General features: G+C 30.8%; 14 protein-coding genes. 7 read left to right on the top strand and 7 right to left on the bottom strand.

Annotated elements, in window-relative coordinates:
- From ACVHXK_RS12970 to ACVHXK_RS12960, 3 genes are all read left to right on the top strand, one after another.
- A partial coding sequence (locus ACVHXK_RS12970) for an InlB B-repeat-containing protein (protein WP_461206826.1) occupies positions 1-1,691 on the top strand: 1,691 nt, incomplete at its 5' end.
- A gap of 232 nt (positions 1,692-1,923) precedes the next feature.
- On the top strand, positions 1,924-2,415 hold the full coding sequence (locus ACVHXK_RS12965; RefSeq protein WP_461206825.1) for a hypothetical protein: 492 nt from the start codon (positions 1,924-1,926) through the stop codon (positions 2,413-2,415).
- A gap of 21 nt (positions 2,416-2,436) precedes the next feature.
- Complete coding sequence (locus ACVHXK_RS12960; RefSeq protein WP_461206824.1) at positions 2,437-3,303, top strand: hypothetical protein; 867 nt, start codon at positions 2,437-2,439, stop codon at positions 3,301-3,303.
- 110 nt (positions 3,304-3,413) lie between these two features.
- Here the strand turns inward: ACVHXK_RS12960 and ACVHXK_RS12955 are convergent, their stop codons facing one another.
- The 6 genes from ACVHXK_RS12955 to ACVHXK_RS12930 form a co-directional block, all read right to left on the bottom strand.
- Positions 3,414-5,183 (bottom strand): oleate hydratase, encoded by a 1,770-nt coding sequence (locus tag ACVHXK_RS12955; protein ID WP_461206823.1) that lies wholly within the window; start codon positions 5,181-5,183, stop codon positions 3,414-3,416.
- Between the two features lie 140 nt (positions 5,184-5,323).
- Positions 5,324-5,890, bottom strand: a complete 567-nt coding sequence (locus ACVHXK_RS12950) for a TetR/AcrR family transcriptional regulator (RefSeq protein ID WP_461206822.1) — start codon at positions 5,888-5,890, stop codon at positions 5,324-5,326.
- An 80-nt stretch (positions 5,891-5,970) separates the two neighbouring features.
- Positions 5,971-7,386 carry a DUF4317 domain-containing protein gene (locus ACVHXK_RS12945; RefSeq protein WP_461206821.1) on the bottom strand — a complete coding sequence of 472 codons (1,416 nt, stop codon included), beginning with the start codon at positions 7,384-7,386 and terminating at the stop codon, positions 5,971-5,973.
- A gap of 287 nt (positions 7,387-7,673) precedes the next feature.
- Positions 7,674-8,372: an ABC transporter ATP-binding protein gene (locus ACVHXK_RS12940; protein ID WP_461206820.1), complete on the bottom strand. Its 699-nt coding sequence runs from the start codon at positions 8,370-8,372 to the stop codon at positions 7,674-7,676.
- On the bottom strand, positions 8,365-9,549 hold the full coding sequence (locus ACVHXK_RS12935) for an ABC transporter permease (RefSeq protein WP_461206819.1): 1,185 nt from the start codon (positions 9,547-9,549) through the stop codon (positions 8,365-8,367). The genes ACVHXK_RS12940 and ACVHXK_RS12935 overlap by 8 nt, the downstream gene beginning before the upstream one ends.
- Before the next feature lie 13 nt (positions 9,550-9,562).
- Positions 9,563-10,198 carry a cobalamin B12-binding domain-containing protein gene (locus ACVHXK_RS12930; RefSeq protein WP_461206818.1) on the bottom strand — a complete coding sequence of 212 codons (636 nt, stop codon included), beginning with the start codon at positions 10,196-10,198 and terminating at the stop codon, positions 9,563-9,565.
- 276 nt (positions 10,199-10,474) lie between these two features.
- Between ACVHXK_RS12930 and ACVHXK_RS12925 the strand changes: the two genes are divergently transcribed.
- On the top strand, positions 10,475-11,680 hold the full coding sequence (locus ACVHXK_RS12925; protein WP_461206817.1) for a M20 metallopeptidase family protein: 1,206 nt from the start codon (positions 10,475-10,477) through the stop codon (positions 11,678-11,680).
- 83 nt (positions 11,681-11,763) lie between these two features.
- Here ACVHXK_RS12925 and ACVHXK_RS12920 read toward each other — a convergent pair whose 3' ends face one another.
- Complete coding sequence (locus ACVHXK_RS12920) at positions 11,764-12,726, bottom strand: tocopherol cyclase family protein (RefSeq protein ID WP_461206816.1); 963 nt, start codon at positions 12,724-12,726, stop codon at positions 11,764-11,766.
- A gap of 226 nt (positions 12,727-12,952) precedes the next feature.
- Between ACVHXK_RS12920 and ACVHXK_RS12915 the strand changes: the two genes are divergently transcribed.
- From ACVHXK_RS12915 to licT, 3 genes are all read left to right on the top strand, one after another.
- Positions 12,953-14,065 carry a cysteine desulfurase family protein gene (locus ACVHXK_RS12915; RefSeq protein WP_461206815.1) on the top strand — a complete coding sequence of 371 codons (1,113 nt, stop codon included), beginning with the start codon at positions 12,953-12,955 and terminating at the stop codon, positions 14,063-14,065.
- Positions 14,066-14,102: 37 nt separating this feature from the next.
- The gene (locus ACVHXK_RS12910) at positions 14,103-14,924 is read left to right on the top strand and encodes a tRNA 2-thiocytidine biosynthesis TtcA family protein (protein ID WP_461206814.1); all 822 of its coding nucleotides are present in this window, start codon (positions 14,103-14,105) and stop codon (positions 14,922-14,924) included.
- Between the two features lie 245 nt (positions 14,925-15,169).
- Positions 15,170-16,003 (top strand): BglG family transcription antiterminator LicT, encoded by an 834-nt coding sequence (gene licT / locus ACVHXK_RS12905; RefSeq protein WP_461206813.1) that lies wholly within the window; start codon positions 15,170-15,172, stop codon positions 16,001-16,003.
- Positions 16,004-16,039: the final 36 nt, after the last annotated feature.

Genomic DNA, 16,039 nt, shown 5'->3' with positions numbered 1-16,039 from the left:
ATATTAATAGCTATGCAGTAACCTTCGATGTAGATGGAGGAAGTGCAGTTGCAAGTGAAAATGTAGAATATAATACAGAAGCAACTAAACCAGCAGATCCAACGAAGACAGGATATAGTTTTGGAGGCTGGTATACAGATAGTACACTTACAACAGCATTTGATTTCGATAGTGTACTAGTAACAGAAGACACAACAATATATGCGAAATGGAATATTAATAGCTATGCAGTAACCTTCGATGTAGATGGAGGAAGTGCAGTTGCAAGTGAAAATGTAGAATATAATACAAAGGTAACAAAACCAGCAGAGCCAACAAAGACAGGATATAGTTTTGCAAGTTGGTATGCAAATAATACATGGACAGCACTATTTGATTTTGACAATGTATTAGTAACAAAAAACACAACAGTATATGCAAAATGGAATGTTAGTAGCTATGCAGTAACCTTCGATGTAGATGGAGGAAGCTCAGTTGCGAGTGAGAGTGTAGTATATAATGGCAAAGTAACAAAACCAGCAGAACCAACAAAGACAGGGTATAGTTTTGCAAGTTGGTATGCAAATAGCACACTTACAACAGCATTTGATTTTAATAGTGTACTAGTAACAAAAAACACAACAGTATATGCGAAATGGAATATTAATAGCTATGCAGTAACCTTCGATGTAGATGGAGGAAGTGCAGTTGCAAGTGAAAATGTAGAATATAATACAAAGGTAACAAAGCCAGCAGATCCAACGAAGACAGGATATAGTTTTGGAGGCTGGTATACAGATAGTACACTTACAACAGCATTTGATTTCGATAGTGTACTAGTAACAGAAGACACAACAGTATATGCAAAATGGGTATCGGTAGTTACTCCGGCAACAACAGTAAAAGGACAAGTTGTTGATAAAAATGGAGATAGTGTTGGTGTAATAGATGCACTAGTAACTACAGAAGCAAGCGGAAATAAAAATGTGGAATTAAAAGCAGAGCAAGTTCTTTTGATGAAACAGGCTGATGGGAGTGAAGAGCCATTTAGTGACATTTCTAAAATAGGTTTTGCAGCAGAGGATAATATAAATGTTTCTATTTCTGCCGATGGCAAAATTCAAGTAAATGATTTAGCTATGGGTTCAGAGTCTATAGTACCAGTTACCTATGATTTAGGAAATGGAAATGAGATTATTATTGAATATATGTATATTAAAGTTGACGACATAGGAAATGTAACTATTACAAGTACTTTAGTAGACCCATATGGAATAATTACTGATATATCTACAGATGAGGTTATTGCTGGTGCAAATGTAACATTGTATTATGCAGATACCGCTAGAAATAAAGCAGCAGGTAAAATAGCTGATACATTAGTGGAATTACCCATTATTGATGGATTTAATCCAAATAATAATAAAAATCCACAAGTAAGTGATATATTAGGATCTTATGCCTTTATGGTATTTCCTACATCAGATTATTATATCGTTGTAACAAAAGATAAGTATGAGAAATATGTAAGTCCAACAATAAATGTAGAAAAGGAAATAGTTAAATATGATATAGAGATGACACCAATAAAAGAAGGTACTCTTGTGAAAACTGGTTCCTTTATAGATGTATTTATGTTGAATATTATAGGAAGTCTACTTATATTGGCAGGATTGTTTTTTATTAAGAAAAAGAACATAAAGTTTAGGTAGTATAAATTTATTGTACAATAAACAATTAAATATGATTTTGGTACTCAAAAAAAGCATGCATATTTTAATTATGTGTGCTTTTTTTATAGTTTTTACATTTGACGCTTCAATTTTTACATAATGAGTTTATAGGGTCATCAAAATGATACAATACGGTAGATTATTTTTTAATGATGGTAGAAATTTGTTAGAAGCTGTCGTTGAATTTAATTATAAAAGGGAGGGTTTTTTTATGTTAAAAAAAATGTTAGTAGTAATTTCAACTGTAGTGTTAGGTGTTGTAATGTTGACGGCTTGTGGTTCTGATCCAGTGCAAGATGATTTAATTAATTATATAAACAATGAGGTGTCAACTTTAGTTGAAACTGAAAACACAGTAAATTCAGAATATAGTGCAATTATGGAAAACAGTGAAACTACTGACGTAGAGTTTGCAGCTAAATTGAAAGATGTTGTAATTCCTGCTTCAGAGGAATTAGTAGCAAAATCAAAGGCAATCGTTCCAGAAACAGAAGAAGTGGCTGCAGTTCATAATAAATATGTAGATGCAGTTATTGCGCAAAATGAAGCTTTTTCTTTATACCTTGAGGCAGCTGAAAATAGTGATGGAGCAATTGCAGATACTGCAAATGAAAAATTAGCAGAGTCAAATAAATTAATTGAAGAATTTTTATCAGACTTGGCAACTTTGAAAGAAGAACATAATGTAGAAGATGAAAAATAAAATATAAAGGGTGGGTTATTTATGTTAAAGAAAATAATTATGACAATTTTAACATTAGCTATAGGTATGGCAGTGTTAACGGGATGTTCTTCTGATCCAGTGCAAGATGATTTAATTAATTATATAAACAATGAGGTGTCAACTTTAGTTGAAACTGAAAATTCAGTAACCGAAGAATATAGTGCAATTATAGAAAACAGTGAAGCCACTGACATAGAGTTTGCAGCTAAATTAAAAGATGTTATAATTCCTGCTTCAGAGGAATTGGTTGCACAAGCGAAAGCAATTGTTCCAGAAACAGAAGAAGTGGCTGCGGTGCATAATAAATATGTAGAAGCAGTTACAGAGCAAAATGAAGGATTTGTATTATTTTTGCAGGCAACCCAAAAGAATAATGAGTTAGTTGAGTATTCCACTAATAGTGAAATGTTAACTTTGATTAATTTAGAAGATGCAATAAGTACAGAATTTCAAACTGCTACCACAGGCAGCGATGAGGCTTTAGCAGCTAGTTTGAAAAATAGCATAATTCCAAATTCAAATGAATTACTTGAAAAATCGAAAGCGATTGTTCTAGAGACAGAAGAAATAGCTACAATCCACAGCAAATATATAGAAGCTAATACTGAACTATCTGAAGCATTTACTTTATTGCTTAAGGCAATTGAGGATAATGATTCCGATGCATTAGATACTATAAATGATAAGATAAATAATTCAATTAACTTATCAGACGAATATTTGTCAGCTGTTAAGGATATGGTTGATGATACTACATTACTAGATAGTGCAAATGAAAAGCTAACAAATGCAAATAAGTTATCTGAAGAGTATTTATCAGACTTGGATGCTTTGAAAGTAGAGCATAACGTGGAAGACGAAGAATAGAAATGATAAAAAAGTGTGAAAGGAGAGATCCTTTCACACTTTTTTAGTAAAATTATTTTCTGAATAGGGTTTTAAATTTTCTTAAGACCGTTGGGATGATAATTTTTAAATTATAGTAACTTATATCTCTTAAGTAAATCTTCTACAAGAGTTCCACTTATTGTTTTAAGTACTTTCTTCTTTACTAGACGAGCTTTAAATGGTAGTTTCACATCTTCTAGTTTTTTACCATCCATCATTTTGGATGTAGAATCAAGAAGTACACGTACATCGTAGCATGAGCCGAAGACTTCTGGCACACCACGGTCAACATTTAACAAAGTATATACAGCTTCCATAGCTGTTCTTACAGAGTATTCTGTAGTAAATACTGTGTCACGTACTGTTTCTGCAAATTGACCAAGGAAAGCAAAGTTTGTGCAACCTTCAGGTACAACAGCTGGTCTATCGCCTTTAGTTCTTGGCATAAAGAAAGCTGTTATATACGGCATCATACATGGAACACAACGAGTAGAATTTGTTGCTAAATCAAGAATTTCATTTTCAGGAACTCCCATATGATAAAGCCATTCTTGTGTTATTTCAAGGCCTGTACAATCTTTCATTGGTTTTTTGATGTAATCTCCAGGAACGTCAGTAAATAAACCATATACCCATACTACAAGTTGGTCTTTTGGTTGGTCTTTAAAATGACCTTGACGGTTAAGGGTAAAACTCATAAGCCATTTTGAGTCTTTAACTGAAACTATACCGCCAGTTACAACTTTACCACTGAATGGATCACGTTTGCATATTTTTTCGATATATGGTGGAATTTTATCATCTAGAGTTGTAATAGAAGCTGATTCCCAGTTTGTTTTTTGTGTGTTTGTACAGAATTTATCCGGGTGGCCGAAAGATGGGTCCTGTTTTGCTATGTTTCGCCAAAGATCCCAAGAAGCACCGTCTTCTATTTTAAATTCAGGTGCATTATTATCATCACCAAGGGAAGAGTTATCTGTACAGCTACCATTTGTAACAAAGACTAAATCATCTTCTATTAAATCGATATTTTGTTCAAGTCCATCATTTAGACAAATAATTCTTGTTGCAAGTTTTTTGCCGTTTTTTATATCAAAGATAACATTTTTTACTCTTGTATTGTAGTGGAATTTTACGCCATGAGATTCAAGGTAATTTAGCATTGGCATAACTAATGATTCGTATTGGTTGTATTTTGTGAATTTTAAAGCAGAGAAATCTGGAAGTCCTCCAATGTGATGAATAAATCTTTGAATATATAGTTTCATTTCTAATGCACTGTGCCAATTTTCAAAGGCAAACATTGTTCTCCAATAAAGCCAGAAGTTAGAAGAGAAAACTTCATCTGTAAATATTTCGTCTATTTGTTTGTCATATAAATCTTCATCGCGAGTCATAAATAATTTTATGATTTCTGCTGATGCTTTTTCACTCAAACCAAATTTACCATCAGTGTGAGCGTCTTCACCTCTATTTTTAATAGCTCTCATAAGAGAGTAGTTAGGGTCTTCTTTGTTTAGCCAGTAGAATTCATCAAGTACAGAAGCTCCTTCGGTTTCAAGTGATGGGATAGAGCGGAATAAATCCCAGAGACATTCAAAGTGATTTTCCATTTCACGACCGCCACGAGTTACATAGCCTTTTTGTGTATCCTTGATGCCATCAAGAGCACCACCTGCAATGTTTTGAGCTTCCAATATGTGTATGCGGTCACCTTTCATCTGTCCGTCACGAATTAAAAAACATGCAGCAGATAGGGATGCTAAACCTGAACCAACAAGATATGCAGATTTTTTATCTACACCTACAGGTTTTTTAGGACGAGCAAATGCTTCATAATTTCCGTTGCTATAATACATAATAGTTACCTCCAAAAGTTATTTTATAACTATATGTTAATGTATTTTTAAGACAGTAAAAATAGACATTATAGAGGGTATGTCTATTTTTTAGACAGACCAACTATAATGTCTAAAGAATTTACATTAAGTGGGATAACTTAATTATGTGTGCAGGTTTCGAATTTTAGAAGACCATCTTTTACATTACCTTGAAGGAGAATACTCAAACGGTCTATGATTTCGCTAGGTTCTTCTTTCATATTTGTACGAACCCATTCTAGCATAATTCCTACAAATGCATATTTATAGAAATCTGCAATGAATTGTTTGTCTTTATCTGAAACATTCATTTTAAAGGCTGTTTCTTCTACAACACCTATTAAAAGGTCATAGGTTTCATTATAGAGGTATGTTTCTAGATGATCTCTACTTAGAGAGTGATATGTGTTTATTATAAAATTTTTATTTTTTAGTACATATTCAAAAATACCTAGAAATCCTTGTTGCCAAGTATCATAAGTTTTTTTACCATCGAGGGCTTTTGTTGCTTCACTTGTATAAATCCAATCTATTAAATCATAAATATCTTGGAAGTGATAATAAAAAGTTTGTCTATTTACTTCACAATCCTCAGTGATGTCCATAATTGTGATTTTATTTAGTGGTTTTTCTGCAAGAAGTTTTTTTAGTGATGCTGCAAGGGCACGTTTAGTTGTTTGTGACAAAAGTAATCCTCCATTTTATAAAGTTTATTATAGATAAAAATTAAAAAGTTAGATGCAAGTCATATATACTTGAACATAAGTTAAATCAAATTATCTAAGCCATTAACTGTAGTTTGCTCATTTTCATTAATAGGAATGATTATACATCTTTGACCATCGATTATTTGAGATTTTATTTGGGGTATTTTTTCAGGTTTTACTTCAAGTATGACATCATAGTTTGCAATAACTTTTTTATCTTCTGAGCTTATATCTTGAGTTTTCTCTAAATTAGTATCTGATGATTTTTCTGAATTAACATTTAGTAATTCTCTAGAATCAGTTTCGTTGGTTTCTTCTGAAATTGTATTATTATCATCAGCCTTTTCAGGAAGAATAGTTTCATCATTTAAAGTTTTTTCCTGTTCTACAGATTTTTTTTGTTTAGCCTCATCTAGTTTAGTTTGAAGTATTTCTACTTGTTTTATAAGATGTTCTTCTTTTTTTCTTTGAGCATTTGCTTTAAGTGCTTTTGCATCTATTAAATGCTCTGCTATAGGAATGTCATCACCAAAATTTTCTGTATAGGACTTTTCGATTTCAGAAGTGATTTCTTCAGGAACTCCACTTTCTATCAAAAGGTTTTGCATATCTTCTTTAGTTAAGATTACAGGTTCTGAATCAGGATCGTCATTCATTTCTTTATGCTCTTCTATTATATTGTTTAGGGTTTCTTGTACTTCCATAAAAATTTTATCAGCCTTTGATTCATCGGCACTAAAGGAATCTTTAATAATTAATTGGAAGGTTTCCTTTTGAATAGTAGCGGTTTGTTTTTTATAACAGCCTAAAGCATTTTCCATTAATTCTGGATGAGTATCTTTTGCATTTTTCGTATAGTACATAATAGAATTAACATCGGAACTACGGTCAATAAAAGCAGGGAATACAAAGCCATTTGCAGGTGCATCAACTACCCAATCTCTTATGCGAGCTTTTATTTTGTTTTCTTCTTCAAAATATCTAAGACCAGGATTTGTTAGTGAAACAGGGCAAATGGCGCATAATAAGTATTCATAAATTTCTTCAGATTCATCTATCTTTGCCCCATCTTTAGTTTTTGTAATAACATCATAGGCATCGTGAAATAAAAGGATTATAAAATTACCAGTATAATCATAATTATCTATAATAGACTGGTAAAAATCATCGAGAAGACCATCATCTTTTAAGGCACTTTTTTTTAGGTGTGCTAGAGAAATTTGCTTTTCGTTTATAAGGTCTTCATTAATTGGAAAGTTAAGTTCTAAAATATTATTTCCAATAGTTCCTGACAGTACTTTCTTTGCAATCTCTAAGTATTTAAAGTATTCATCTTCTTCTAAATTTAGAAAGTTTTCTCTGAATTTTAAAATACTATGCTTTTCTCCGTTAACATAGCAGCCGCAAACTTTAGTAAAGGTGCAATGGTCTTTCTTAAAACGTTTTTTCAATTCAAGTATATCTTTTTTTTTCATATATAAACCCCTTAATTTATAGACAAAGCTTATGTAAATATAATTAGTTATAACCAAAACGTAATTGTTTAATTAATAATGTATTTAGTTAAAATTATTGTTAAAGTAGCTTATCTATAGTATTTTTAGTTTGGTACTATTATTAAAATTTGCAAATTATATTACCACTATTTATTATAGTATTATTTTTATATTAATTAAAGATTTTATTAGTTGAAATTAAAGTAAAGTGGCTGTAGATAGGTTTGTTTAAAACAAATCTATCTACAGCCTTTTTGATAATTAACTTAACTTTTTAAATCTATATCAACTCGTCCATCTTTTATTTCTATTATCCTATCAGTTTTTTCTGCAATTTTTTTATCATGAGTAATTATAATAAAAGTTGTTTTAAAATTTTTATTAACATTTTTTAATATTTCATAGACATTTTCAGTTCCCTCAGAGTCTAAATTTCCTGTAGGCTCATCTGCTAGAATAATTTTAGGGTTATTAATAAGTGACCTTGCTATAGCTGTTCTTTGTTGTTGACCACCGGACATATTAGTAGCTTTATTATTAATAACTTTTTCAAGGCCAACTAAATGTAGTAGTTCCTTAGCTCTATCATATACTTCCTTAGAAGGATTAGGGTTTTGGATTAAATAAGGCATCATAACATTTTCTAGGGCTGTAAATTCAGGCAAAAGATAATGAAATTGAAATATAAAGCCTATAGTTTTATTTCTAAGTTCTGCAAGTTTATTTTTACTCATTTGGTCTGTTCTTTGACCATTTATAAATACTTGTCCATTAGTTGGCTTATCTAGTGTTCCTATTATATTTAGCACAGTACTTTTACCGCTTCCGGAAGCTCCTATTATGGAATTAAAAGAGCCTTCTTCAAAATTAAGGTTTACATCATATAGAACTTGAGTTTTTGCCTGAGAACCTTCTGCACCATAAATTTTATTTATATTTTTAAGCTGAATTATTTTATTAGCCATTCTTAATCACCTCCATTGGGTCTAGTTTTGAAGAACTCCTAGCTGGGATAAGAGAAGCTAGTGAAGCTGATAATATAGCTATAAATCCTGAAAGTATTATAAAGTTACTACTTATGTATACATCAACAACAGGTGTGCCATCTGGATTTACTGCAAATTTTGTGAATAAAAATAGTAATAATAAACCGAAGGCAATACCTAAAATAGCGCCCATAATACCCAAAATTAGGCCTTGGAATAAAAATATTTGACTCGATGTCCTGTTTTTTATTCCCATAGCTTTTAATATACCTATTTGCTTAGATTTTTGTACTACAGATATAGCTAGTACAGATGCTATTCCAAGGACTACAGAAACTAGTACAAATACTTGTATCATTATACTAGATACACTTTGACCATTAAGACCACTTAAAAGTTCTTCGTTTTGTGCTTTCCAGTTTTGAACTGAAAATGTAGAATTAGTATCTTTTTTTTCTAAAGCATCTGAAACATTTAAAGCAATTTTATCTGCACTAAAAACATCATCATCATTAACCTGCATCTCAATTGAAGTTACTTGGCTATCTGTTAAATCAGCAATCCCTTGAGCAGTATTTAAATTAACCATAACCCAAGATTTATTTATAGCGGCAACTTTTAAATCATAAAAACCGCTTATAGTAAGTTCAGTAACATTACCGTCTGGTGTTATAACTTCTATAGAATCACCGATAGAGAGCTCTAATTCTTCTTGTAAGTCTATGCCTACTATAGCTTCAGTAGAATTTGAGGGTTCATTTCCACTTACTAATCTTTCTTTTATGTTGTAAATTCCATCAGCATCATCAAAATTGAAACCTCTAACTAGAATAGGATTTGTTTTTTCATCAATTTTAAGGAAAGCTGAAAGATCAACGGCTGCGTTTACTGAAGTTATTCTATCGTCTGATTTTTTTATAGTATCTAGTATATCATTATAATTTTCAATATATGAATAGTCTTCATCATCAGAGGTTACAGTTATTTGAGATGAATTTCCTATAGTTGTATCTACAAGTCCTTTTTGAAGCCCTTGTATAAGTGCACCAATAAATATTTGAACTGAAACACCGATAGCGATTCCAAGGGCTATTAATACAGTTTGCCCTTTGCTAGATTTTAAAAATCTAATGGCTATCTTAAAAGGTAATTTCATTTTCACCACCCCTTTATAAGTTTTTTATATCTTCAAAGTCTTTTATTAGCATATCTGCGCCAATTTTTTTCCAAGCATCTTGATTATTTTCAAAAGCATGTCCACCAACTAAAATTTGTAAACCATAGTTTTCAATTGCTCGTATAGCTTCGATTGTTCTTTTGGCAGAAATGAGGTTGTAGTAATTTGTTACGCTTATTGCGATAAATTTTGGTTTATATACATTAATTGCAGAAAGAAATTCGTTTTTAGGTGTATTACTTCCAACAAAAATAGAATCGTAACCACATAAAGTAAAATAATCCGACACCATTCTTGCACCAATTTCATGATATTCATCAGTAGGACATAAGACTATAACTGTACCAGCATCTTTATTTACCTCATTTTTATCTTTTTCCTGAATTATGTATGGATAACAACATTCTAAGATAGTCCTTACAATTGACGTTCTTACATGCTCTTTCCATATACATACTTCTTTATCTTCAATACTACATACTAGATTGTTTAGTGAGGGAGTAAGGATATTTTTATATAGATCAACTATTGTGATTTCTTTATTTTTTACATTGTCTAAAATAAATTGAACTGATTTTTCTTTATTTTCATTATCTAGATACTCTTTAAATTCATCATAAATTTTCATTATAAAGTTCCCCTTTCGTATTATTTAAAAACAATTATCAATTAATATAAATTATCATAATACTATTTTATCATATTTGTAAATTTAATCAATTAATTTATTGGAAAATAAATTTGTTTTAGGCATAAATAATGTAATAGAAAATAATAAATTCCATAAAAATATGTAATTTATGGTATAATTATTTTAATATTCTAATGGGAAAAATTTATATATTTTTAATGATAATATAAAATAAATTAAAGTTAATTTTTTAAATAATAGGAGGATTAAAAAATGAAAAGTTTATTGCAAGAAATTAAAAAATATGAAGAAGAGATTCTTTCAGCGCGTAGATATTTACATCAAAATCCTGAATTACATACTAATTTACCACTTACAACAAAATATGTAATGGATAAATTAACCCAGTATGGATATGAACCAAAAGAGATATGTGAAGCAGGGGTTGTTGCTATAGCTGGGGGGAAAAAACCAGGTAAAACATTTCTTTTAAGAGGTGATATGGATGCGTTACCCATAAAAGAAGAGACTGATTTAGATTTTAAGTCTATTAATGATGGTAAAATGCATGCCTGTGGTCATGATATGCATACAGCAATGATGCTAGGTGCTGCAAAATTATTGAAAGATCATGAAGATGAAATAGAAGGAACAGTAAAACTTATGTTTCAGCCAGGAGAAGAAACATTATCAGGGGCAAAACTTATGATTGAATCTGGTTTACTTGAAAACCCAACTGTTGATAAAGCAATGATGATACATGTTGTCTCAGGTTATCCTATGCAGAATGGAGCCGTTATTTTCCTAGGAAAAGGACCTGCTACTGCAAATGTAGATGTTTTTGAAATCAACATACAAGGTAAAGGTGGACACGGTGCAATGCCAGATACAACAATTGACCCACTTAATGTTTTAGCACATCTACATATAGCACTTGCAGAGTTAAACTCTAGAGAAGTTGAGCCTGGAGAAGTTGCAGTCCTAACAATAGGAGAAATGAAAGGTGGAAATGCTCCAAATATTATACCAGATACGGCTTATATGAAGGGAACTATAAGAACCTATAATAAAAAAACAAGAGAGTTTATGAATAATAGACTAGAAGAAATATCACGTGGTATTGCAAGCACTTTTAGGTGTACAGCAACTGTTAAATCACAGGGATGTCCATCAGTTATTAATGACGAAGAACTGTTTGATGATACAATTAAATATACTACTGAATTAATAGGTAAGGATGCTGTAGTAGATGTTGAAAAAGTTTTAGGAAAAGGTAAAAAAATCAATGGATCTGAAGATTTTGGATTTGTAAGCGAAAAAGTTCCAACGTTAATGCTTGCTATAACTGCATCCCTTAGTAAAGATGGAGCAATCTATCCTCAACATCATCCTAAAGTAATGTTTGATGAGAGTGTACTATCTATTGGGGCAGCAGTATACGCTAATACAGCTATTGAATGGTTAAAAGAACATCAATAGTAATAGTAATGAACAATTGTAAAATAAATGTGCAATTTAGTCATTGGAAATTGCACATTATCTTTTTATTTTTGAAATGAATGTTATATATTCATCATCACTTCAATACCTGCGTTACTTCCTGTTGAGGTAAGAACATTGTTAGTAACATTATCAGTTAAGACTAATTCTACGGTACCTGCTAATCCTTCTTTTATGGTATCATTCATAGTACCATCTTTCGGTGAAGTTAGAGATGCAAGGGTATCCACTTTTCCTTTAACTTTAAGAGTTGCTTTTCTATTACTGATTATAACGTCAAACATTCCGTTTCCCGCCTGGTTTATTTTGATTTTTGAACCGTTGTACGTTGCAAATCTATATTCTTTATCATTATATAATAATGAACAAAAGAAGCCCTGAAAATTTGACCACATAAAAGGGATTTCTGCTACTGAAAGAACAAGCCTAAGGCCTTCTATATTGAAATGGTTACACTGAATCCACATATATTCCCTAGGGAAGGACCTTCCCCAGTCTTTTTCCATATAGCCTTTGCCGCCTTCAAATTTCACTATTTCTCCATTTATAATAAGTTCTCCTACAAGACCATGTTCCATACTAATAACATGATGATTACATTCCATATTTGGGATGTAGCTAAAAAAACCCATTATATTGGGATTTAGAAATGTTGTAGGTAGAGGCGATAGTTGATTAAAAGTAAGATTTCCCTTAATAGAGATTTCATTGTTTTTTAGTACAACAGTTAGACCACTTTTGCTAAAAGTACACTCTCCTATTGTTATTTCAAAGGGGGAATCTTTAAAAATAGCATCTTTTAGGTCATAGCTAAAATAATAGCTGGATAATTCTTCAAGTTCATTGCGAATAATGACTTGAATAAAACTATGTGAATCGGAATTACTATAACTGATACCAGGAATAAAGCTAATAGTACAAGTACCATCTTTACTGACTTGTTTTAAGTACCAACCTTCAAAATATCTATTATTAATATCTTTTCTTCTTCCCTGAAAAATCGTCTTGTTGTAATGCTTATTCATTAGATCACCTCAGTTTTTATCTTTTTATTAAAGTTATTATTTAGTTTTAATACCATAATTATAACACGTATTTCATAATACACTGAAATTTGTAGTTTGTGTAAAGAAGCTATGTATTAATTGATATTTCGTGAAGATAAATAGATTACTATGTTAGATATTGAGAAATATATAAGCTTAATGTTATAATAAATAGTATTTAATTAAAATAAGAAAGGAAAATAATATGATATATCTAGATTATGCGGCTAACACACCAGCAAGTGGTGAAGTAATTAAGCGTTTTGCCGACTGCGAGCTAAACTACCCGATGAATCCTAACGCAAATAATCCTTTGGCAGCAGAAGCTAAAATAAAGTTAAAAAAAGCTAAAGAACAAATTGCAAAGTGTCTAGGAGTGCATTCACAGGAATTAATTTTTACTTCTTCAGGCACTGAATCTAATAATTTAGCTATTAAAGGAATTGCAAAAGAACATGGTGCTAGAAGAAAACATATAATCACTAGTTTTTTAGAACATTCATCTGTTTTAGGTCCTATTGGACAATTGGAGAAAGAAGGATATGAAATAGACTATGTTGATATAGATAAGCAAGGTAGAGTAGAGAAGGAACATTTAAAAGAATTACTGAGACAAGATACATTATTGGTGGCTTTGTGTCAAGTAGATAGTGAAATGGGAATAGTTCAAGATATTGAGGAGATTGGCTCTTTAATAAAGGAAAAATCCTCTGCTTTTTTTCATGTAGATGGAACTCAAGCTGTAGGTAAGATTTTTAAGTCCTTAAAATATGTTGATAGCTATACCTTTGCTGGACATAAATTCTATGGATTAAACGGTAGTGCTTGCTTGGTTTTAAAAGAAGATGTTATTATAGAACCTCTGCACCATGGTGGATTAAGTATTTCTCCCTTTAGAAGTGGCACACCATCATTGGCCCTTATTGATTCGCTAGCATTTGCACTTAACAAAATGGATGAAAATCATAAAGAAAATTATGAATATGTCAAGGGACTCAACGAACAATTAAGAAGCTTTTTTAAGCAATTTGATTTTGTGCGGATAAATTCCACAGAAGAATCAGCTCCCTTTATATTGAATATTACATTAAAAAAGATTAAAGCAGAGCAGGTAAAGAATAAATTAGCGGAAGAGAATATTTTTGTTTCAACAAAGTCAGCATGTAGCTCGCCTTTTGCCCCTTCAAGAGCAGTTTTTGCTTTGACAAAGGATAAAAAAGCAGCCATATCAACGCTTAGAATAAGTTTGAGTCATTTGACAACGAAAGAAGAAGTAGATATATTTAAGGCTTCTTTTGAAAATATAGTTAACGGTTAAACCAGTTAATGAATAATTTATAGAAAAGAGGTAAAGTATGGATAGAGCAGAAGAAATAGAAAGAAGTATAAATAAAACCTTTAAGAAAACTATTTGGTCTAGATTTTTAAAAGGCATTAGAGAATATGATTTAATTCAAGAAGGAGATAAGATTGCTGTATGCATTTCAGGTGGAAAGGATTCTATGTTACTTGCAAAATGCATGCAATTAATACATAGACACTCTATTATCCCTTTTGATATTGAATATTTGGTTATGGACCCAGGATATAATTCTATCAATAGAAAAAGGATAGAAGATAATGCAAAGATGTTAAATGTTCCTGTTAGAATTTTTGAAACTAATATTTTTGAAGTAGTAGCCAATATTGATGAAAGCCCTTGCTACTTATGTGCAAGAATGAGAAGAGGTCATCTATATAAAAATGCACAGGATCTTGGTTGTAATAAAATTGCATTAGGGCATCATTTTGATGATGTTATAGAAACGAATTTAATGAATATGTTTTATGGTTCTGAAATAAAGACAATGATGCCAAAGGTACATAGTCTTAATTTTGAAAGAATGGAACTTATTCGTCCTTTATATCTAGTTAGAGAAGAAAAGGTAATTGAATGGATGAAGCACAATGAGCTGAAATTCATTCAATGCGCTTGTCGATTTACTGAAAATTGTGTTATAGATGGCCAAGGTGGTGGCTCTAAAAGAGCAGAAATGAAAGAGTTAATTAAAAAGATGAAAAAAGATAATCCTAATGTAGATATGAATGTTTTTAAAAGCACTCATAATGTTAATATGGATGCAATACAAGGATATAGAAAAGATGGTAATAAACATAGCTTTTTAGAGGAGTATTAAAGGGAGGTATTATAACTGTATCGTTAATTTAAATCACCTTCATATTTTGAAGGTGATACTCTCACTAGTTTTTGAATAATATACTGAAATAGTAGGGGTTATCTATTTGTACCCAATATGTCCTAAGATAAATTTGATCGTTGGAAATGAAAATGACTGAATTAATTGACATAATTATGTGTTGATGATAAAATTTTTTATAATAGTTTATTTTCGTTGTAATATAAATGTTGAGGAGATTATTTATGATAATTGAAAAAATACTTAATAATAATGTTATTACAACAATTGATAAGGAAAATGGATTAGAAAAAGTTGTTATGGGCAAGGGAATTGCTTTTGGTAAAAAAGTAGGAAATGGGATTAATGAAAAGCAAATTGAAAAGGTTTTTACTATTGAAGATAAAAATGTAAATATGAAATTCCAACAGCTTGTTAGTGAGATTCCCATTGAATATTTTACTATATCAGAAAATATTATTAACTATGCTAAAGAGCAACTAAGAATTAAGCTTGATGAACACATAAATATTGCTCTTGTAGATCATTTATATTTTGCTATTAAGAGAGCCAAAATGGGTATGATTATTAAAAATCAATTACTCTGGGAAATTAGAAGAATTTATAAAAAGGAATTTTCTATAGGTAATTGGGCTGTAGAGTACATAAATAAAGAGCTTGGAGTTAATTTAACAGAAGATGAGGCGGGATTTATAGGTTTACACTTGATTAATGCTTCCGTTTATGGTAAAATGAGCACAACAATTGATATTACTTCAATTATTAAAGATGTATTTAATATAATAAAGTATAATCTTGTTATTGAAATTGATGAAGATGATATGGCTTATGACAGATTAGTAACTCATTTAAAGTTCTTTGCTCATAGGGTTTTGATGAATAAACAGATTAAGGATAAGCATAAAGATATTTTAGATGTTATAAAGAGTAACTACCAAAAAGAGTATTTATGTGCTTTGAAGATAAGTGATTACATCAATAAGAGATATGATTATGTAGTTGAAGAGGGAGAAATCGTATACTTGAGTATGCACTTAAGTAGACTTATGGATTATTAAAATAAAATAGTTGGGATTGTTACTGGTAATGCAGGC

It is taken from the genome of Clostridium sp. DL1XJH146 (assembly GCF_054819755.1).
Note: the sequence above shows the minus strand (reverse complement) of the source record. Positions and strands in the feature narration are given on the sequence as shown.